At 33.1% G+C, this 20,764-nt stretch carries 17 protein-coding genes and 1 tRNA gene; 5 read left to right on the forward strand and 13 right to left on the reverse strand.

Annotation, left to right across the window (positions count from 1 at the left end; all coding sequences use genetic code 11):
* Position 1: 1 nt before the first annotated feature.
* The 4 genes from FD18_RS05955 to FD18_RS05970 are packed head-to-tail and all read right to left on the reverse strand — an operon-like array spanning position 2 to position 6,081.
* The gene (locus FD18_RS05955; RefSeq protein ID WP_200953886.1) at positions 2 to 2,437 is read right to left on the reverse strand and encodes an ATP-binding protein; all 2,436 of its coding nucleotides are present in this window, start codon (positions 2,435 to 2,437) and stop codon (positions 2 to 4) included.
* The gene (locus tag FD18_RS05960; RefSeq protein ID WP_057719058.1) at positions 2,418 to 3,641 is read right to left on the reverse strand and encodes a metallophosphoesterase family protein; all 1,224 of its coding nucleotides are present in this window, start codon (positions 3,639 to 3,641) and stop codon (positions 2,418 to 2,420) included. Before FD18_RS05960 ends, FD18_RS05955 begins: the two co-directional genes overlap by 20 nt.
* A gap of 5 nt (positions 3,642 to 3,646) precedes the next feature.
* Positions 3,647 to 4,000, reverse strand: coding sequence for a YlbF/YmcA family competence regulator (locus FD18_RS05965; protein ID WP_057719059.1), 354 nt, complete (start codon positions 3,998 to 4,000; stop codon positions 3,647 to 3,649).
* Positions 4,001 to 4,023: 23 nt separating this feature from the next.
* Positions 4,024 to 6,081, reverse strand: a complete 2,058-nt coding sequence (locus FD18_RS05970) for a PBP1A family penicillin-binding protein (RefSeq protein ID WP_057719060.1) — start codon at positions 6,079 to 6,081, stop codon at positions 4,024 to 4,026.
* 106 nt (positions 6,082 to 6,187) lie between these two features.
* Here FD18_RS05970 and FD18_RS05975 point away from each other — a divergent pair, with 106 nt between their 5' ends.
* Positions 6,188 to 7,030, forward strand: a complete 843-nt coding sequence (locus FD18_RS05975) for an RluA family pseudouridine synthase (RefSeq protein WP_057719061.1) — start codon at positions 6,188 to 6,190, stop codon at positions 7,028 to 7,030.
* A gap of 42 nt (positions 7,031 to 7,072) precedes the next feature.
* Here the strand turns inward: FD18_RS05975 and FD18_RS05980 are convergent.
* From FD18_RS05980 to FD18_RS06005, 6 genes are all read right to left on the reverse strand, one after another.
* A tRNA-Leu gene (locus tag FD18_RS05980) sits at positions 7,073 to 7,156 on the reverse strand.
* A gap of 120 nt (positions 7,157 to 7,276) precedes the next feature.
* Entirely contained in the window at positions 7,277 to 8,062 is a 786-nt protein-coding gene (locus FD18_RS05985; protein ID WP_057719062.1) for an aminoglycoside 3'-phosphotransferase, read from the reverse strand.
* Entirely contained in the window at positions 8,062 to 9,093 is a 1,032-nt protein-coding gene (locus FD18_RS05990) for a serine hydrolase domain-containing protein (RefSeq protein WP_057719063.1), read from the reverse strand. Before FD18_RS05990 ends, FD18_RS05985 begins: the two co-directional genes overlap by 1 nt.
* Positions 9,094 to 9,272: 179 nt before the next feature.
* Complete coding sequence (gene rlmD / locus FD18_RS05995) at positions 9,273 to 10,619, reverse strand: 23S rRNA (uracil(1939)-C(5))-methyltransferase RlmD (protein WP_057719064.1); 1,347 nt, start codon at positions 10,617 to 10,619, stop codon at positions 9,273 to 9,275.
* A 47-nt stretch (positions 10,620 to 10,666) separates the two neighbouring features.
* Positions 10,667 to 11,350, reverse strand: coding sequence for a lantibiotic immunity ABC transporter MutE/EpiE family permease subunit (locus tag FD18_RS06000; RefSeq protein ID WP_057719065.1), 684 nt, complete (start codon positions 11,348 to 11,350; stop codon positions 10,667 to 10,669).
* A complete protein-coding gene (locus tag FD18_RS06005; protein ID WP_057719066.1) occupies positions 11,343 to 12,047 on the reverse strand; it encodes an ABC transporter ATP-binding protein in 705 nt (234 codons plus the stop codon). Before FD18_RS06005 ends, FD18_RS06000 begins: the two co-directional genes overlap by 8 nt.
* A gap of 363 nt (positions 12,048 to 12,410) precedes the next feature.
* Between FD18_RS06005 and nhaC the strand changes: the two genes are divergently transcribed.
* From nhaC to FD18_RS06020, 3 genes are all read left to right on the forward strand, one after another.
* Positions 12,411 to 13,787 (forward strand): Na+/H+ antiporter NhaC, encoded by a 1,377-nt coding sequence (gene nhaC / locus FD18_RS06010; RefSeq protein WP_057719067.1) that lies wholly within the window; start codon positions 12,411 to 12,413, stop codon positions 13,785 to 13,787.
* A gap of 106 nt (positions 13,788 to 13,893) precedes the next feature.
* A complete protein-coding gene (locus FD18_RS06015) occupies positions 13,894 to 14,817 on the forward strand; it encodes an SAM-dependent chlorinase/fluorinase (RefSeq protein WP_167337404.1) in 924 nt (307 codons plus the stop codon).
* Positions 14,818 to 14,878: 61 nt separating this feature from the next.
* Positions 14,879 to 15,592 (forward strand): Bax inhibitor-1/YccA family protein, encoded by a 714-nt coding sequence (locus FD18_RS06020; protein WP_057719068.1) that lies wholly within the window; start codon positions 14,879 to 14,881, stop codon positions 15,590 to 15,592.
* Positions 15,593 to 15,666: 74 nt separating this feature from the next.
* Here FD18_RS06020 and FD18_RS06025 read toward each other — a convergent pair whose 3' ends face one another.
* From FD18_RS06025 to FD18_RS10150, 3 genes are all read right to left on the reverse strand, one after another.
* Complete coding sequence (locus tag FD18_RS06025) at positions 15,667 to 17,691, reverse strand: SP_1767 family glycosyltransferase (protein WP_057719069.1); 2,025 nt, start codon at positions 17,689 to 17,691, stop codon at positions 15,667 to 15,669.
* A complete protein-coding gene (locus FD18_RS06030) occupies positions 17,692 to 19,710 on the reverse strand; it encodes an SP_1767 family glycosyltransferase (RefSeq protein ID WP_057719070.1) in 2,019 nt (672 codons plus the stop codon).
* Positions 19,711 to 20,185: 475 nt separating this feature from the next.
* Entirely contained in the window at positions 20,186 to 20,482 is a 297-nt protein-coding gene (locus FD18_RS10150) for an LPXTG cell wall anchor domain-containing protein (RefSeq protein WP_235499892.1), read from the reverse strand.
* Positions 20,483 to 20,492: 10 nt separating this feature from the next.
* On the opposite strand from FD18_RS10150, the gene FD18_RS10155 reads away from it, so the two are divergent.
* Positions 20,493 to 20,764 (forward strand): hypothetical protein (locus tag FD18_RS10155; protein ID WP_235499893.1); only part of this gene is annotated, 272 nt, incomplete at its 3' end.

A 20,764-nucleotide genomic window follows, 5' to 3' on the forward strand; every position in this document is an offset into this window, starting at 1 on the left:
ATTATTCCTTTTCTATTCTTATCGGATAAATAGTTAATTTCTCAACCAAATCTTTACGCGCCGTAAAAATTAAAACTTGCGTCTTCTTAGCTAATTCTTCTAATAACTTAACAATATAGTTTGTTCTTTGAGCATCAAAGTTTACAAAAGCATCATCAATTAAAATTGGCAATTCAATTTTATCAGAGACTTGTTCGACAAAAGCTAATTTTAAAGCAAAGTATAGTTGTTCACTTGTACCTCTAGACAAATACTCAACGTCAAATTTCTTACCATCTGCTCGTTTAACTTTAAGTTGCTTATCTAAGTTAATGTCAACATATCTTCCACCTGTTAACAAGGTAAAGTACTTTTTAGCATCCTCAAGCATTTTAGGAAAACGCTCATTTGAAGCTAAGTCTAATCCTCTCGCAATCCAGTTACTAGTTAACAAGTTAGCAAGATAATCTTTAACATTTTCAGCTAGTAAAGATTCTAGATCAGAAAGCTTTTGCTTTTCAGCAAAATATTTGTCCGAGTTAGCTAAAATATTCATTTGGTTTTCAAGTTTTGCACTTTCTGCATGTAAGGTATTAATTTGCCCTTGCTTTTGAGAAATTTGTGCTTCTATTTCTTGCTTTTCTTTAGATAAAGCACTTGGGTCTTGAGCAACCTTTTCTAATTGTGCTAAATCTTCTTGTAAATCATTTTGTAAAGCATCAACTTTCAATTTAAGTTGTTCTTGTGCTTCAGCCTGCTTCTTTAAGTCTGAAAACTCATCAAAATTAGTAACTTTATTCTTAGCAAAAATATTAGATAATTCTATTTTATTTTTAGCTAATTGATTTTTTCTTTCTTGTAATTGCACAGCAAGATCATTTAAACGCTGCTGAGCCAAATAATTTTGGTCTAATAACTTTTGAAGTGAATTTAATAAGTTGATAATATCTGAAAAAGTTTGGGCTTTTCCTTGAATAAATGGATTTAACTCTTGAATAAAGTTTTTCACTTTTTCATTTAATGTCTTTTGTTCTTGAGTTAATTGCTCTAAAGTTTGCTTTTTAGATTCAATTTGGACTACTTCATTCCATAAATTATTTAGATCAATTTCATTAGGATTAAGTCCATATTTTTCAATAAAAGTCTGCTCTTTTCGACTACTTTGATTATTCTTTTGTCGTGTCCGAACAAATAAACCCATACTTCCAAGTGCCAACATTATTCCAATAAAGCGTACAAATAAATTACTAATTGCAATTGCACTAAAAATCCCTGCAACCAATAAAATTAATGACAAAATTCCAGGTAAGTTATTGGCATCTTCTTTTTGCTTTTTCAATTCCTGGTAATCTGATTTAATTTGAGTTCTCGTTTCACTAGGCAATTTACTTAATTTAACAGCTTCTAGTTGCAGCTGCTCATAAGATTGTAAATCTTGATTAGCAGTCTCAACTTGACGCGCTAGGTCTTTACTTTCACTCTCCCAATGAAGGATTTCTGCTTTATGATCAACTAAAGCTCGAATTTTATCCTTATTAGACAGAGTATTACTTGACTCAACTTCTTGTAATTGATTAGTCAAACTATCAAGACTTTCAGTCGAATCAGCAATTTTATTTTTAATTGCTTGCGCATTTTCATAAGATTCCTTAGAAAATTGAACTGGTTTTAATTCTCGTTTTAAGTCTTGATATTGCTTAAAATTAGTTAGCTTTTGCATCAATAAACTAACTTTTTGTCCCTGTTCATTTAAACTTGCTAATTCTACTTGTGACTTTGCCAAAGCAGCTTTTTCTTTATTTAGCTTTTCTTCTAATTCACGATAATTACTAAATTCATTATCAGTTTCCGCCAAAACATCTTTTTGATCCTGAATTTGGTTAATTAGTTGATTAATTACAGGCTTACGCCCATTCTTTTTAAATAGCTTTTGTGCATTATTATTAAATTCATCACGTAAATCAAGCAGCTTATGACTCTGAGATGCACCTAAAAAGTAAATCTGTTCCATTAATTCAGCTTGTGACAGACTATTTATCTCACGCATCATATCTTGATTAAAAATAAAGCTATCAGTATAAAAACTGCCATCGATATTTTGAATACGATCAAAGAAAACTGATTCTGGAACTTCTTGTCCATTCAATTTAACTGTCAATACGCCCTTTTTGGGATCACCTTTTGCATATAGTCGATTTAAGACAAAAGTACCTGCTTCATCTTCAAAAGTTAGACTTCCACCCATCGGGCTGACATGATCTAAAGGTTGATAGTTTTCAAAAAAGGGTGACTTATTAGTTCTTAAATGAAAACCAAATAATACCTGTTTAATAAAGGCAACAGTTGTACTCTTTCCAGCTTCATTCGCACCCAAAAAGATCGTTAAATCTTTGTTCAAATTAAAAGTTACATCATTTAACTTTCCAAAGTGAATAATTTTAATTTGAGTTAGTTTCATCATCCATATCCTTTAACTTCTGTCCCAATTTAACTTGTGATAATTCCTTTACTTCCTCAATGAATTCTGGCTTTTTTAATAGATCAGCAACATAATCGCTCTTTTTACTTAAATCATTTGCCAGAGAATATATCTTTTCTAAAGCAAAAGTTTCACTTTCTGCTTGATTAAAAGCTTCTTTATCAGCTGACTTAAGTTGCAATTTTTCATTATTTACTAGGTAAACTTTTACCAAACGAGAATCAAAATTCAAAGAATTTGAAAGTTGTAGCCAATAATCACTATCATTTACTAGTTCTAATTCTTTTTCACTTAAATACTGGGCTCCACTAATAGTTAAACCAAATAAGGTCTTTTGTGTATTTTTTCTAGTTAAGATATCAACGATTTTTCTAGTTAAATCACTTTGAGAAATTTCATGATCTAATTCTAAATCAGCCATCTGCCAAATAATAGGTGCTGTTTTAACAAAATCTAAATTTATCTTTTTAGTTGTTTCATCTACTATACCAAGATAGACACCTTTAGCCTTACGTTCATTAATATGTCTACCTTGTAAATTTCCACTGTAAACAATTAATGGATCTTCAGATAAGCTTTGACGCAAATGAATATGTCCTAAAGCAAAATAGTTATAATTCAAGTTCTTAATTTTGGCGACTGTAAAAGGAGCATAAACGTTTTTATGAGCATCTGTAGTTTTAGCTCCCGCATGCATCAAACCGAAAGTAAAGTTATTGCTCTTTTTAGGAAACTCACTGATTTTATCTGTTTCAATGTGATTATGTTGATAAGAGAACCCGACCACTGTATAAGGAAAGCCAGTTTTAGTTTTAAATTGCGCCTCTTCTACTTTTTCATCAGAACCTAAAAGCTTAAAATATGGTGTTTGAGGTAAAATCATTTCTTCAGGATTTAAGTAATCATGGTTTCCCAGAATCATCACTACCTGAATTTCTTGATCAGTCAATCTTTTAATTTCATGATTAAAAAATAATTGACTCTGCGGGCTTGGATTAACCGAATCAAAAGTATCACCAGCAATTAATACTAAATCTACTTTTTGCTCTATTGCAGTATCAATCGCTTTAGTAAAGGATTTTTGAGTTGACTCTTTAATATCGTTAAATTCATTAGATGGCAAAAAAGATAGTCCCTGGAAAGGACTATCTAAGTGCGCATCTGCTAAATGCATAAATTTCATATTTATTATTTTGCCTTTAAATCATCGTATAAATCACCAATTGGCTTGGTCATAGCTTGTTGAACATCATTGATCATTTGGAAAAGAGCTTGTTCTTTAGTAATCATATCCTTTAATTCGTCGTTATTTTGAACTTCTTCATTGATCTTTTGATATTCTTTTCTAACTTCGTCTGAAAGTGGTTGGCCAGAATTTTGTGCAGCTAAGATTTGTTGTTGAAGCTTATCCATTCTTTGATATAAATCTAAGCTTTCTGGATTATTCTTTAAGTTTTCAAGAGACTTCTTTAAATCTTTAAATTGTTCAGTTTCTTGTAAGTCCTTTGCCAATTGATTGGCGTTATCATAAATATTAACCATTTTAAATTAATTCTCCTTTATTTTTACTGACCTAAAAGTCCTTTAAGATTATTATACCATTCGTTAAACTTAGACCCAGTATCATTGATCCCTTTTTGTACTTGTTGACCTAAATTACCGAGCCAGTCAGAATTTGCCCCCGTATCTTTTGAAATTTGTTGGGCACTCTTCTCCTTAAATTGGGTTTGTGGTGTATACGGAAGCAGACGTTCTAATTCAGATTTATAGAGGTGGGTAATTCCTGTTTCAGAAATACCCTCCATATAATGCTCTTGATCAGTCTTATCAAATCCTACCCAAGTTGATAAGACAACATCTGGCGTGTAACCAACAATCCATTGGTCTTTAGTACCAAAGCCATAACTATCAGGTACTTCAGTTGATCCAGTTTTCCCAGCAACTCTAAAGCTTGCTGGCTGTGCTGATTTACCAGTACCAGAAGTAAATACTCCTAAAAGCATTGATGTCATTTCTTTAGCAGTATTAGTTGAAATAATACGGTGATTACCAGGATTTTTGTTTTGAGCAATAACATTACCGCTTGCATCAGTAATCTTAGTAATACAGTAGGATTGATTTGGCAGATTCCCTTCATTTGCAAAAGCACTGTAAGCACGTGCCATTTGCATTGGAGATACACCAGTTGACAATCCTCCTAATGCTAAGGCTAAATTTTGATCATTTTTATTTACATGAATGCCAAAGTTTTCAACGGATTGAACACCTTTTCTGACGCCTATCTTATCCAATAACCAAACAGCAGGAACATTTTTACTCTCTGCTAAAGCTTCATACATTGGAATTTTGTTAGAGTACTGATTATCAACATTCTTTGGTTCATATCCATTCTTACCAAATTTTTGTAGCTTATTAGAAAGCTCAGAATCATAATGATAACCACTTTGCAAGGCTGGAGAATATACGGCAAGTGGCTTCATGGTTGAACCAGGTTGACGCTTCATTTGCGTAGCGCGGTTATAGCCACGAAAGACATGTTGTCCCCTGCCTCCTACCATCGCACGCACAGCACCAGTTTTGGGATCCATTGCTACACTGGCGCCTTGAACTTTAGTACCATCGCTTGCATTTGGAGGAAAATTCCAGCTTTCTTCAAAACTATCTTGCAAAGCACTCTGATAACCAGTATCTAGCGTAGTATAGATCTTCAGACCTTTATTCATCACATCTTCTTCTTTTAAGCCATAGCGATCAATTGCTTCATCAACCACCGCATCAAAGAAGTAAGGATAACGATATCCATCTTCTTGAGAAAAAGTATCTTCTAAAGTTAAAGTAGTTCTTTTAGCATTATCTGCCTGCGTCTTAGAAATTTTACCTGTATCAGCCATTAAGCCTAAAACAACATTACGACGCGCAATGGCATTATCCATATGATCAATTGGATTGTAGTAACTTGGACTACGAAGCATCCCTGCAATAGTTGCTGCCTCACCAACAGTAACATCGTTAGCGTTTTTACCAAAATACCGTCTTGCCGCATCTTGAACACCCCAAACTCCATTACCGAAGTAGGCATTATTTAGATACATAGTTAAAATATCTTTTTTAGAATAGACACGATTAATTTCGATCGCAAAAAATAACTCTTCTATTTTTCTAGAAAAAGTCTGCTTTTGTGTAAGTAACGCATTCTTTGCCAACTGCTGCGTTAGAGTAGATCCACCACCAACAATTCCGTGGTGAATTAGACTACTTACTGCAGCACGTGCCATTCCTTTTACACTGAAACCAGGATTTTTATAAAAAGTCCGGTCTTCTGTTGCAATAACGGCATCTTGAATATAAGGCGAGATTTGATTCAATTCCACAAATGATCCTTTTTGCGAATAAAGTGACCCTGCTTTTTGATTTTTATTATCATAGATAGTAGTTGTCGTAGAAAGTGCTGCCTTCATATTTGAAATATTTGAAGTTTTTACCTTAACGGTATAATAGGTACAAACAAATAAACAGCACGACAATAAAATTAAAATTAACCAACGCCAAATTTGAAAACGATGGTTGAAGTTTTTAATCGCTAAATGAACGCGATGCCAAAACTCATGATTTTGGGAATGCATAAAATTAAAACTCCCTTTTCGTCAATAAACCTAATATGACGATTTTAGCATATCTTTATTTGAAAAATAGTATTTTAAAAGTTAAAAATTAGATAAGGTGGAAAAGATGACCACATACCATTATTCTCTTAAATATCCCACTAATTTAAAACCAATAAGCGTTGATGACTTAATGCGTAAGCTCCTAATTCCAAGAAAATGGCGTCATTTTTTACGTACTGAAAATAAAATACTAGTTAATGGAAAATACTTACCCTTAAATTTTTTAGTAAAGGCTGGCGACAAAATAGATATTTATCTTGATCAAGTAGAAAGTGAGCAGCAAACCTATCCTGCAAGTGGTAAATTACCAGAAATAATTTATGAAGATTCCGATGTCTTAGTGATCAATAAACCAGCTGGTCAAAAAACGCATCCTAACTTAAATGAAACAAATACTGCTTTAAATGATTGTGCAACTTATCTTGGCTACAGTCCTTATATTGTACACCGACTTGATATGCTTACCAACGGTCTTTTATTAGTAGCTAAAAATCCAGCAGTTGTGCCAATTTTAAATAGGCAGTTAACCAATAAAACATTGCACCGTGAATACTTGGCTTGGGTAAATAAATCTAGTAAGTTAAAACAGAGTGGCACTATTTCTTTTCCAATTGGTCATGACCCAAGTGATCAAAGAAAAAGAATGGTACGTGAAGATGGGCAAAAAGCTCTTACTCAGTATAAAATTATTGAAGAACATGATGATAAAGTATTAGTAAAGCTAATTTTAGAGACTGGCCGCACTCATCAAATTAGGGTACATTTAGCTGCTCTAAATGCTCCAATTATCGGTGATCCGCTGTACAATTCTAATTACCACGACGGAGAAAAATTACAGTTAACTGCCTACCAACTTACTTTTATGAGGCCGTTTAAATTTGAAAGTAAAACTGTTAAATTAAGATAAAAATAAAAGAGATATGCAAAAATGCATATCTCTTTTTTCAAGTGCCTCAAACAGGAGTCGAACCTGCACTCACTTGCGTGAACAGCGACCTGAACGCTGCGCGTCTGCCAATTCCGCCATTGAGGCAACCTTTAGAACATATCTATCATACCAAAAAGTTGATGAAGTTGGAAAGGTTAATAATAAAATATTAATACTAAAAAATCATAATTAGAATTTATATTACTTTTTAAGCCCATACTTCAATTACCCAAATACTTCGGCAGCCGCAACAACTTTGAGCAACTCTTCATTTACCTTATCACGTCCATATGCATCAAGAAAGCGATCGCGATATTTACTAGTCTTCAAATTAAACCCAAGCGTCCAAACACCCCAAAACAAATCGATATGGTGATCACCCACACCTGCACAATCAAGATCAATGAATCCTGAAAACTTCCAGTTATCTAGAATAATATTCGGTAAACAGTAATCTCCATGCAATAAAACTTTGCTTTGCAAAGCATTTTTACCAGAAATTAAAACTTCATGAGCCTCTTCGGCTGAACGATAACCAAAACTATCCGGAAAACTCGACTTATCATAATTACCTGTCCGATAATTATTTTCCGCGTTTGCCAAATACTCTGTCGTTCGATCCATAATGAGACAATCACTATAGTCTATTTCGTGCAATTTTCTTAATTCGGTGGCAATCGTATCGCATAAGCGCTTTGGATTAGCTAAATATTCGCTATCTATACAATCATGTCCTACTACTGCCTTAGTTAACAGCCAATCATGATTATTTGAACTATAGTTCAATACTTCAGCGCCTAAATTCTTTGAGTAAAAATATTGCGTCATTTTAGCTTCTTTTTCAAGCATACCAGTTTTGGCGCATTTTAAATAATAACCGCCATCTTTATCAATAAAATATACGCGAGCTTCAGGAGATGATGAACTATCATAAATATCCGCATCAGCAATAAAATGTTGCAATTCTTGTGGCACTTGATTTGAAATTTTCTTAATTAAAGTCTTTTTCATTAAAATAATCCCATATAATGATGAAGCAAATAATCAGATGCTTTCTTCAGAGTTAAGTAATTAATATTATTAGAAAACAGCATAATCATTTCCTTAGTTTTGTAGTTAGCAACAAAACAAGCATTGTATCCAGGAATACTACCTTCTGCACGAATAACATCGTCCTTAAAATACACTCCACCAAAGTACGCTACTTCTTGATGCTTAGCCTGCTGAGCATATTCATTAATCATCTTCGGATCTTTTAAAACGCTGTTATACACAAATTTCCAGTAATCATTAGGTGATATAAATAAATTTCCTGCTCCAAAATCAGATGATGTAGTCACAACTACTTTATGCCAGTCAACATTGCTACTCATTGGTTGAGGAATCTCATTTTGATTAACTTCAGAGTAATCCTTAATTTGACGCAGTTTTAATGGCTTAGCAAAATTCTTCTGAATATAGTCGTTATAACTTAAATGACTTTCCTTACTGATAATTGCAGCTAATAACTCATAGTCTACATCTTGATAATCCCAAGTATGAAGATGATCATTTTGCATATACTTAAGCATATAGGCAATTTGTTCTTCTTGATTTTTAAGTGGTTCAGATGGACGAGCATTATTGATTAATCCACTTGTGTGATTCATTAATTCACGAATTGTAATATCTTGGCTACCTGAAACTTGTGGATAATATTTTGACAAAGGCGTATTCCAATTCAGCTGCCCTTTTTGCTGCAACTGATAAATTGCGGTTCCCGTTATAATCTTTTGAAGAGAAGCAGTTGGAAATAGCTGATCTGCATTCACTAAGTCATTTTTGTTGGAAGTCTCATTATTTTTAATAACGTTCGGTTGACCATCTTTGCCGCTAACGAGCATCACTCCATTTATATGATGTGATTTCATATAATCTTTTAGCTGCTTTTGTGAATTTTTAAGTCCAGGGTCTATCCTACTTCTTGAAGGCACAACAAATAAACATACTGAGAATATACAGATAGCTAGGAAGATATAGAGGATAATTTTTTTCAGACGCATAGTTATTCCTTTCAATTATTACCTAAGGCAACTACGTTTTTTGCAGAATTTCTTTTTATCGTTTTTCTTTAATTGTATGCCTAAGATGTAAATGTACTCAAGCTAACAATGGAAAAAATAAAAAGTGTACTAATTCCAATTATTTATGGAAAAGTACACTTTTCACTGATAAATTCTACTTATTTCTTCTCAAGCACCGCCACTGCTTCAACGTGCGGAGTTTGAGGGAACATATCAACAGGATCAATTTCGTTAAAGTCATAACCCTGCTCACGGAACAATTGTAGATCTCTAATCATTGTAGCCGGATTGCATGAGATATAAACAATCTTCTTAGGATCAGTTTCAACGGCTGCATCAATAAATTCTGGCGTTAATCCCTTTCTTGGTGGATCAACAAAGATCACATCAGTCTTAAGTCCTTCTTTAGCCCACTGAGGCATTACTTCTTCAGCTTTTCCAACTACATATTCCGCATTATCAATACCATTTAGCTTAGCATTTACATTTGCATCATCAACAGCTGGCTTAATAACTTCCATCCCTCGCACTGCCTTAACATGCTTAGCAACTGACAAGCCAATAGTTCCAATTCCAGAGTAGGCATCAATTACCACATCATCTGACTTAAGATCAGCCTTTTGAATTGCCAAGTCATATAAGCGCGGAGTTTGCAGTGAATTAATCTGGAAGAAACTTTGAGGTGAAATCTTAAAACTAACATCCCCAATTTTGTCGGTAATCTGAGGCTCTCCCCACAGCAAGTAATCTTTCTTACCTAAAATCACGTTAGTCTTTTTAGGATTATGGTTCAACACTACGCTTGTAACACCTTTAATTTCACTGATTTCTTTAGTCACTTTTTGCAATTGTGGAAAATCCTTATGCAAGCAGACCAAAATCACCATAATCTCTCCACTTGCTTTTGAGCGCCGTACATCAAGGTAACGCACTTCACCTTTATTGTGAATTTCATCATAAGCTGGTACATGATTCTTTCTTAAAATATCACGAACTTTAATTAAAACTCGATCAATTTCTGGATCCGTGGTAAAGAAATTAGTTAACGGTACTAAATCATGTGAATGCTTTCTAAAGAAACCAATATCAAGCTTGCCATGAACTTCACGAACTGGCACTTGTGCCTTATTACGATAGCCTGTCTCTTCTGGACTAGGCAAAGTCTGACCAACCTTAATATTATCTAAGTCGGCCTTATGTAATAAGTTCACTACTTGATTACGTTTAAATTCAAGTTGCTTTTCATATTTAATATGAGCAAGTGAGGCTAAACCTGTTTGAACCCATTGACGAAGTTCAACGTTAATTCTATCTGGACTTTCCTTCTTAATTTTTTCAATTTTCGCAAAGGCAAAATTCTTCTTTACCTTTAAAATTTTAGCGGAAACCACTTCGCCTGGAAGAGCATTATTTACAAAGATAGTCATTCCGTCTAAGTGAGCAACGCCCATTGCTTCATAAGATAAGTCCGTAATTTCTAAGTCGACAATTTGATTTTTTTGCATAATTTCAATTCCTTTTTAGATACTTGCTACTATTTTACTAAAAAATACTATTGCTTTTTAAAAGAATAGGCACTAAAGACACCTAAAATAAATCCTAAAATCAAACTACAAATGATTAAACTCCAGGATCCTAAAACAAAGTCTCCCTTAAGCCACATATTGTTTAAAAGCATTCCCCAATCAAATGGCCACCATATACTCCAAGAAGTTCTACTTAAAAACATTGCCAAAATTGAACTTAAAAATCCAATTCCTAGGGCAAAATATAAGTTAGTAATACGGAAAAGCCATGAATAAAACGGAACTAGCCAAATGGAAGTTAAGAAAATTCCAATCCCTGAGCAAAGCATCCAAACAATTTCTTCACTACTTGAAAAAATAAATCGTACACAAATTACCAAAGCTAAGAAAATCACGCTCATTAAAGCTGCTTGTAAAATTCCATGAATAATTCGCCCAACTTCGTAAGTAAAAAGATCTTGCGGCGAAGTTAAAATTTCTTTGAATTTTGTAGCTTGGTTTTGATAATAAGTACTAATTCCGATTACGAGAGCAATTGACATATTTAACCAAAAATAACTCCATTGTCCCATCATTAATTGCACCGAATATTGATTATCCCAGAAAACAGCAGTCATCATCAAAATGGCAATTAATGGCAAAAGCCAAATAAGCAAACGAATAATAGTATGCTTGTTTTTTAAAAATTCAACTTTTAAAATATTAGTCATGCTTTACGCCTGCCTTCTCTAGAGTTGAAATAAATAAGTCCTCCAAATCTGTCTTTTGGTCATAATCTTCTTCTAGTAAAAGCTCCCCATTACCTAAGATAGCAATGCGATCAGCTACTTTTTGTATTTCAGAAAGCCTGTGACTAGCAATGATGATTGTTTTACCTTGCTTTTTTTCTAGCATTAATAATTCACGTAGTTCATGAATTCCAAACGTATCAAGACCATTTGTTGGTTCATCTAAAACTACTAAGTCTGGATTTCCCATAAAAGCGAGCGCAATACCAAGACGTTGTCGCATCCCTGTTGAGAATCCTTTAACCTTTTCTTGATTATGATCACCAAAGCCAAGCGTATTTAAAATCTGTTCTTGATCTTTGTTTTCAACATGATGAAGTTTTAATTTTAATTTGATATTATCTTCAACTGTTAAGTTATAAAATAAGCCCGGCTCTTCGATTAACGAACCAATTACTTTTAAATCTTCTCGCTTCCAGTTTTCGCCCTTAAAGTTAATCACTCCTTCGGTTGGTTTCTCAATTCCACTAATCATTTTCAAAAGAGTTGATTTACCAGCCCCATTTGGTCCCATGATGCAGTAAATTTTTCCTTCAGGAACATGAATATTGATTCGGCTCAGAACATGTTTATTTTTGAAGTTTTTCCCTAATTCTTTGGTGGTTAAAATATCAGTCATCTTAATCCCTCAATTTATATTTATACTTTTTCTCTATCCATCTATTTTACCGCTCTAAGTCCATAATTCGAAATTCTAATCATTTTTATTAATAAATTCATTGACATCTTTTTTTAAGCTTGTTATCATAATTGCAACAATTATCGTCACAGTAGTGCTTATGTTAAGCGTCAGAGAGTTGGTGGTAAGGTGCGAACCAGTCAGGCATAAGTTATGAATTACAGCGATCAATCTTTTATTTGGCCACAATCAGTGCCGTTATCACCTGATGAGAGTGCTGCAAATATGCAGTAAATAGGTGGTACCACGGTAATGCGTCCTGTTGATTAATTTCAACAGGACTTTTTTTATGGAGGATTTTTTATGAAAAAGAAAGTTTCTTTCTCAGAAGCAATTATTATCTTACTGTTACTCCTAATTATTTTAGGTATTTCAGTAATTAAATTCGGCTTAATGCCAGAAGTTCCAGTTTTATTCACAGTCTGTTTATTAGTTTTCTGGCTCAGACTTAGAGGAAATGACTGGACTTCTATTCAAGACGGAATTAAAGAAGGGATTGGTGTTGCCATTATTCCTATCTTTATTTTTATTTTAATCGGGGCCTTAATCGGTTTATGGATCAAAGGCAGCATTATCCCTTCAATTATGGTGCTTGGCTTTCACTTAATTAGTGGACAATTCTTCGTTCCTTCCGTCTTCATTGTTTGCTCAATCGTGGGTCTAGCAATCGGAAGCGGCTTTACAACTATTTCAACAGTTGGAATTGCTCTTTTTGGAATTGGTGCCAGTATGAATGCCAATCCTGCACTTGTTGTTGGTGCAATTATTTCTGGAGCAGTCTTTGGCGATAAAATGTCACCTTTATCTGACTCTACTAACCTTTCTTCTGCTGTCGCAGAAAGTGAACTATTTGCCCATATTAAAAATATGATGTGGTCTACGATTCCAGCATTTGTAGTATCTTTAATTCTTTTTTGGATCTTAGGAAACAGTGGCTCAATTGATGCTTCCAAGATTAATCATACAGCTTCAGTTTTACAACATAATTTCATTATTACTTGGTGGGCAATTGTTCCAATTATTTTAATGTTAATTTGTGCATGGAGAAAGATTCCAGCTATTCCCACTCTGTTTTTAAATATCGCTGTCACTATCATTATGATTTTTATTCAAAATCCTCATCAATCCCTTACTGACTTAACTAATCTAATTATGAAAGGTTTCGTTGCCAAAACTAGTGATGCTTCCGTTAACGTCCTACTAACCCGTGGTGGTATTTCTAGCATGATGGATACTGTGGGCTTAATTATTGCTACTTTATCTCTCGGTGGTTTATTAATGAAGTTTAATATCGTTCAAACTGCCATGGAACCATTAGTTGAACACCTTAAAAAGCCTGGTCGTTTAGTAATTACTACTATTCTTTCCGGTATCTGCATTAACTTATTTGTCGGCGAACAATACTTATCCGTAATCTTGCCAGGTCGCGCCTTTAAACAAGCATACGACAGAATCGGTCTTGCCCCACTTGCCTTGAGCCGTGTGTTAGAAGATGGAGGTAGCGTAATTAACTACTTAATCCCTTGGGGCGTGGCTGGATCATTTGCTGCCTCTACTCTGGGGGTTCCAGTTTTAGCCTTTATCCCATTTACCTTCTTTAGTTTACTTTCTCCTGTTTTCTCAATTCTTTCTGGAGTAACAGGAATTGGATTAAAGTGGCAACCTAAGCCTAAAAAATAATTTTCACCATAAAATCCGTACTATATACACTTACATAGTGAAATGGTACGGATTTTTCATTGACGAAACTTTTAATACATTGTAAATTATTAGTAATTAAAAACATATCAAAGGAGGAAGGGAAACAAATTATTTTCTAGTACTACAAACCGATTTCGGCTTAAAAGATGAGGCCGTTAGTGCCATGCACAGAGTTGCCCACATGGTTGTCCCTCACATCGTCGTTTCAGATTTAACTCATGAGATTCCACCTTATGATATTTGGTCTGCCTCTTACCGCCTTTACCAAACTATTAAGTATTGGCCAAAAGGTACAAGTTTTGTTTCAGTTGTTGACCCAGGTGTTGGTTCAGAAATTTTATTAAAAATAGCTGGCATCAAATGGAAACAAGTATCGTTTATCGTTAAGTTCATTATTGTTTTTGCGATTATCAATATTATTGCAGTCTTCATCTTTCAGCCAACTTATGGTGAAACGCTGTATCACTCACGAACAGTCCTAATTAATGCAGGTTACTTCACTTTGACTGCTCAAGAATTGTTTTATTTATTTAACGTTAGTCTGAAATACATCTGTTCTATTCCCCTAGTGCTGCTCTTTTTATTAACGACTAATCCTAGTCAATTCGCAGCTAGTTTAAATAAAATTGGCGTCAGCTATAAGGTCTCTTATGCCGTTTCTTTAGCCTTGCGCTATATCCCTAACATTCAAGAAATTTATTGGTCAATTTCTGCTGCCCAGCAAGCGCGTGGTAATGAATTATCTAAAAAAGCATCCCTGGGCAAAAGAATTCATGGAACACTAAACATCGTTACTCCACTTATCTTTTCAAGTCTTGACCGAATTGACACAATTAGTACTGCTATGCAACTTAGACGTTTTGGCTCAAAGAAAAAACGTACCTGGTATGTTGCAGAAAGTTTTAGCTTAGCAGACTATTTAGTCACGAGCTCAGCCTTTATTCTAGTTTTAGTCGTTATTTTGCTCTTTAAAGTTAATTCTGGACGCTTCTATAATCCCTTTGTATAAAAGTTTCTTTTATATTTAATATACGTTAAAATATACTAATAAAAAGAAAGAAGGAGAGCTTATGAATAACTTTTCACAAGAACCAGAACGTCGTACAATTGTTGATGTAACTGGATTAAATAGATTCTTAAGCAGAATGTACGGTATGATGACAATTGCCGTTTTAGTGTCTGCTTTGAGCGCTTACTTAACAATGACCGTCTTTAGAACTCAAATTTTAACTTTATTTTCTAGTAACCCAGCAATGACTTGGATTTTATTGTTAGTTCCACTTGCACTAACTTTTGGGATTAGCTTTAGAGCAACAAGAAATCCGGTAGCTAGCTTTGTTATGTTAATGGTCATGGCAATTGTTTACGGAGTCGAGTTTTCACTAATTGCTGGTGCTTACACTGGTCGTAGTATTGCTTCTGCATTCGTTGCTTCTTCAACTGTCTTCATTACTATGGCAGTTATCGGTACAACAACTAAGAAGAACTTGAATAATCTTGGCTCTTACGCTTCAGCAGCTTTAATTGGATTAATTGTTGCAATGCTAATCAACATGTTCTTAAGAAATCCAATGGTTTCTTACATCTTTTCATTCATTGCAGTTATTATCTTCACTATCTTAACTGCTTGGGATGCACAAAGAATGAAGCAAATCTACGAAAACTATAATGGTCAAGTTTCTGTTGACGGCCTAGCAGTTGCTGGTGCTTTAGCTCTTTATTTAGATTTCGTTAACTTATTCTTACAATTCTTACAAATCTTTGGATTTAGCGATAGAAATTAATATTCTACATAAAAAGCTACTAAATCTTGGTATTCAAGCCTTGATTTAGTAGCTTTTTTGCTTAGTATTATTTATTATTCAATTTTTCCAATAATCTCATTCTCATAAGTTTTATCGTGAACCGATTCAATATTTTCATCAAAATTAAATTCGGCCGTATGCTTATTTTTAAGCTTAACTTTATGAGTAGCACTCATCTTGAACCATTCATATTCTGAATCAATATGTCCCAAATCTATTAACTGATTCTTTAAATCTTGGAGATCATCTACAATTAGCTTAGCTGTTGGCCCGAGCATCAACAAAATCAATCTATCTTCTGCATTTTCTCGAATCGTTTGTTCTATTTCGCTAATCTTTTGGTACGCATTCTTCGATGGAGCAATAATTCTTTTAATTGATTTAGTATTAGCAAATAGATCGTTTCCTAACCCTGAACGTGTAAAATTTCCTTCAACAATTAAGATGTCTTTATCTTTCCAAATTTGTTTGAGTTTATCAAACCAGTGTGCACTTTTAGATTTATCAATTCGATCAATGTATGGTCTTGAAATAAAAGTATTACTATAAATATTTTCTGTTTTTTCTATTTCTTTTAGAAGATGCTGATTGTTAAAAAAGAAATTAGTTTCGTAAAAATCTTTTGTGTATTGACCATAATTCTTTAAACTTTCAAATACATCTGGAAGAGCTACATCGTATTTATTATTACCTCCAGCAAAAAGTATCTGTTTTAATTGTCTCGACAAATTTTCATCATATGCTTGATAGGTAATCCCCTTTCCATTAATCAAGCTCAGTTCTCCATCACCAAAGCGAATAATGGACTTTTTCTCATTAATAAGTCGATCAAGCGCTTCATCCATACCTCTGACATGAATATTAAAAAGCTGAGGAACGAATTGTTGAGTGATACTCTTTCCTACTTTCTGAATTCTATTAGCCATCTCATTAATTTGATCGTCTTCAAATACTTGATAGTGCTCATAATCTAACTTTTTAGATTGTGATGAACTAAAAGATAAAATAGGAACTTTGCGATGTACAATCCGATCGAGCACCATTTTATTTTTATTACCATAATTAATATCAAGATAAACTGTACACTTATTAATAAGTTCAATTTGTTTTTTTGCAGTAACACTTGGATATATAGTTACATTGTCATATTGAGATAAATGACTTAATAAAAAGGCAACTGGAGTAAACGCAGCAATACTAAAGTGAATATTAGGTAATTTTTTTACTAGCTCTTCTAAATTTTGAACTTCAGCGACATTCGTAAATGTATAGGCCTCTCCATCAAAAGTCCTATCATGCTCGTTATTTAGTTCAAAGTTTCTGAAAATAATTTTTGTCCACTCTAGATTGTGATAATCCCACCATTTTTCTCTTAATTCAGTTGTATTAGTAACGTTAAATGGCTTATCTCGCTCAGTAAAATGAATAATAGCAGGCTCTTTTATATGATCAAAAAATGAATAAAAACTATCTTTATCATTCCAGTAACTTTTGCGTTCATAACCAATTTGATAATTATATTTTGGATTTAGCTTTCCATAGTTCTGCGCAAAACCTTCATTCATCATAACCTGAGTATTACTTAGATTATATCTCTTCCCTAAATCCAACAATTGATTTCCAATATTGTTGTTATACCAAAATCTATTATTAATTAATAAGACTCCTGAATTAAATTGACCAGGATTAAAATAGTCGACTACAGTATAGAGAGGCCTATCTTCAATATTAGTTTCAAAAAGTTGATCTAAATTTTGGTCTACAATTACATCACTATCTAGATAAAGAACCTTATATTCTTTAATTAATTCGGGAATCAAAAATTTACCATACACCATCTTAGAAATTCGATTTTCAGGATTTGGCATATCCTTAAAACGGCTAAGATCAATTTTTAAATCGATAACTTCTGAGTTCAACTCTTTTAAATATCGGTTAATATTCATAAACCACTCATGCGGAATATCTGGATTAATAATATAGGTTTTGATATCTTGATTACGCGCATAGATAGACTTTAAAGTTGTCTCTGCTTTATCAATCCAGTCGTAATCTACACTTAATGCAATTATCTTCATTTATTCAACTTCTCCAATAATCTCATCCTCATAAGTTTGATCATGGACCGACCCAATATTTTCATCAAAATTAAATTCTGCAGTATGCTTATTTTCAAGCTTAACTTTATGAGTAGCTCCCATCTTGAACCATTCGTATTCTGAATCAATATGACCTAAATCAATGATTTGATTCTCTAAATCTTGCAAATCATCTACAATTACTTTAGCTGTTGGCCCGAGCATCAACAAAATCAATCTATCTTCTGCATTTTCTCGAATCATTTGTTCTATTTCACTAATCTTTTGGTACGCATTCTTTGATGGAGCAATAATTCTTTTAATTGATTTAGTATTAGCGAATAAATCATTTCCCACTCCCGAACGCGTTAGTGCTCCCTCTACTATTAGCAGATTACGACCACTCCAAAGTTGTTTTAATTTATCAAAGTATGCTGCACTTTTACTTTTATCAAACAAATCAATGTATGGTCTTGAAATAAAAGTTGAACCATACCAATTACCAGTCTGTCCAATTTCATTTAAGAAACTTTCATTATTTGGAAAGAAAGATGTCTTATAAAAGTATCGAGTAAAATCTTGATAACGTTCTAGTTTGGTAAATACATCTGGTAGACAAACCAAGGTATTATTAAATTGCCCCCGCAAAATAATATCTTTTAGTCGATTAGCAAGTTCTGAATCATAAGTTTGATAGGGAATTGAACCTCCTCTAATTAAATCAAATTCACCATCTCCAAAGCGAATCACAGATTTATTGTCTCGCAAAATCAAGTCTAATGATTCGTCCATATCTTTTACTCTAATATTATATTTTGGAGCATTAGTTTTGACCGTCTCTTTAATCGCTTCTGCCATTTCATCAATTTGATTATCACGAAAGACATGATAATTATCATAATCCAAATTTTGAGACTGAGTTTGATCGAAGGAAAAGATTGGAATATTTTTCTTCATAATTCTTTCAATTATTTCATCAGCTTTAGGACCATAATTAATATCTAAATAAATATCTGCTTCATTTATTTCTTTATCCAAAGTTTTTCCTACAATAGTTGGGAAAAGTCTCACATTATCATATTGTGTTAATTTCAATAAAAGAAAAGCCATGGGGGTATAGGCTGCTATGTTAAATCTTATATTTGGTAATTTTTTTATCAACTGTTCAATATTCTGTACCTCCGCCATACGAGTAAGCAAAAATGCCTCTCCATCAAAAGATGGATCTTTAATTTTACTCTTATTAAAACTACTATATTTAGAAATAATTTCTGACCATTCTAGTCTTCTATAATGCCACCATTTGTTTCGTAAACTAACTGTTGATACTAAGTTAAATGGTTTATCTTCAGTAATAAAGTGGATTATTTTTGGTTTTTTAACTTTATCAAGAAATTGTGTAGTTTTTTGCAAATTTCCCCAAAAAGCTGCTTTTTCAAAACCAATTTGGTAATTATAAGATAGATCTAATTCTTCAATTTTATCTTTAAATACTTCATTGATAACAGTTTGATCACCATTTCGAAGATTAGTATCTTTTGCTTTCTCTAAAAGTCTAGAAACTATGTTACTTTTCTTCCACTTTTTATTATTAATCAATAACACTCCCGAATTAAATTCTGCAGGAACTTGATAGTCACGCACACCACAAACCCATTTATTTTCTAAATCAATATTAAATAATTCGTCTAAATTGGCATTCACAACTATATCACAATCTAAATATAGTACTTTATCTTCTTTAATTAATTCAGGAATTAGTATTCTCGCAAAGGCAATATTTTTAATTCCTTTAAAAGAAGAATTAACGTCATTTAAATATGCCTGATCAATTTTTTTATCTACAATTTGTGACCCTATTTGACTGAGATATTGATTCAAATTAGTGAACCATTCGTGTGGAATATCAGGATTGATAACATAGATTTTTACTTTTTGATTATGATAAATAATTGATTTAATTGTTGTTTCAATTTTATCTAAGAATCCATAATCACCATTTAATACTATCGTTTTCAAACTTATCACTCATTTCTATTAATATTTAAACATCTAACTTTCACTAATCGCATAATATATTATCTACTAAAAGCATATTATATAACACTTATATTCTATTTTCTTATAATCAGCTAATTCATTCAAAATAAGTTTCAACATGTAAAAGAAAATAAATCAATAGCTAATCTATACCTACGTAACTTCTCATTAAAGTTATAGTTTTTCATTTCTTTATCAATTAAGAGAGAGGATTAGCATGGTTATCCTATTTTTACATTTATCTCCGGAACTATGACTTGGTACAATTCACTATTTGATTTAGTTAAATTTCTATGCGTAAACTCAGAAGTCTCTTCTCTCACACATCGCATTACCACTATCGTTAACGATATCTGCATTTCAACAGACTAGATGTAAGTCTCCAAACACATCAACAAAGCCTCGAGTTTCCAAAAAAGGAAGTCGAGGCTTTATTTATTATCTTTAAGATTTATTAATCTTTATCTTTACGTTTCTTACGTCTGAAGCCAAGCAATCCACCTAAAGCAGTAATCATTAATCCTAATAAATTAGAACTTGATTCTGCTCCTGTTTGAGGCAATTTACCTCTACGGTGATGTCTCTTAACCGTCTTATCTACAGATTCAGCATTTTCATGTTGAGACTTAAGTGTATTAGTAGAAATTGTAGATTTAGCACCACTATTGTTTGGCGTTACTTTAGAACCATTATTGTTAGTACTATTTGTTGAAGTCATCGTACTTGTTGAGCTAGATTGACTCTCACTCATCGATGATGAGTTGCTTAAGCTTTCGCTCATACTTACTGAGTTACTTAAACTTTCACTCATGCTTACTGAGTTGCTCAAGCTATCACTCATGCTTACTGAGTTGCTTAAGCTTTCACTCATGCTTACTGAGTTAGATAGGCTTTCACTCATGCTTACTGAGTTAGATAAGCTTTCGCTCATGCTTACTGAGTTGCTTAAGCTTTCACTCATACTTACTGAGTTACTCAAGCTCTCACTCATACTTACTGAGTTGCTTAAGCTTTCACTCATGCTTACTGAGTT

The organism is Lactobacillus taiwanensis DSM 21401 (assembly GCF_001436695.1).
GTDB lineage: Bacteria > Bacillota > Bacilli > Lactobacillales > Lactobacillaceae > Lactobacillus > Lactobacillus taiwanensis.

Bases quoted from the DNA above. Each gene is read 5' to 3' on its own strand.
- FD18_RS05955 (WP_200953886.1), bottom strand. From the start codon at position 2,437: ATGAAACTAACTCAAATTAAAATTATTCACTTTGGAAAGTTAAATGAT.
- FD18_RS05960 (WP_057719058.1), bottom strand. From the start codon at position 3,641: ATGAAATTTATGCATTTAGCAGATGCGCACTTAGATAGTCCTTTCCAG.
- FD18_RS05965 (WP_057719059.1), bottom strand. From the start codon at position 4,000: ATGGTTAATATTTATGATAACGCCAATCAATTGGCAAAGGACTTACAA.
- FD18_RS05970 (WP_057719060.1), bottom strand. From the start codon at position 6,081: ATGCATTCCCAAAATCATGAGTTTTGGCATCGCGTTCATTTAGCGATT.
- FD18_RS05975 (WP_057719061.1), top strand. From the start codon at position 6,188: ATGACCACATACCATTATTCTCTTAAATATCCCACTAATTTAAAACCA.
- FD18_RS05985 (WP_057719062.1), bottom strand. From the start codon at position 8,062: ATGAAAAAGACTTTAATTAAGAAAATTTCAAATCAAGTGCCACAAGAA.
- FD18_RS05990 (WP_057719063.1), bottom strand. From the start codon at position 9,093: ATGCGTCTGAAAAAAATTATCCTCTATATCTTCCTAGCTATCTGTATA.
- rlmD (WP_057719064.1), bottom strand. From the start codon at position 10,619: ATGCAAAAAAATCAAATTGTCGACTTAGAAATTACGGACTTATCTTAT.
- FD18_RS06000 (WP_057719065.1), bottom strand. From the start codon at position 11,350: ATGACTAATATTTTAAAAGTTGAATTTTTAAAAAACAAGCATACTATT.
- FD18_RS06005 (WP_057719066.1), bottom strand. From the start codon at position 12,047: ATGACTGATATTTTAACCACCAAAGAATTAGGGAAAAACTTCAAAAAT.
- nhaC (WP_057719067.1), top strand. From the start codon at position 12,411: ATGAAAAAGAAAGTTTCTTTCTCAGAAGCAATTATTATCTTACTGTTA.
- FD18_RS06020 (WP_057719068.1), top strand. From the start codon at position 14,879: ATGAATAACTTTTCACAAGAACCAGAACGTCGTACAATTGTTGATGTA.
- FD18_RS06025 (WP_057719069.1), bottom strand. From the start codon at position 17,691: ATGAAGATAATTGCATTAAGTGTAGATTACGACTGGATTGATAAAGCA.
- FD18_RS10150 (WP_235499892.1), bottom strand. From the start codon at position 20,482: ATGAGTGAGAGTCAATCTAGCTCAACAAGTACGATGACTTCAACAAAT.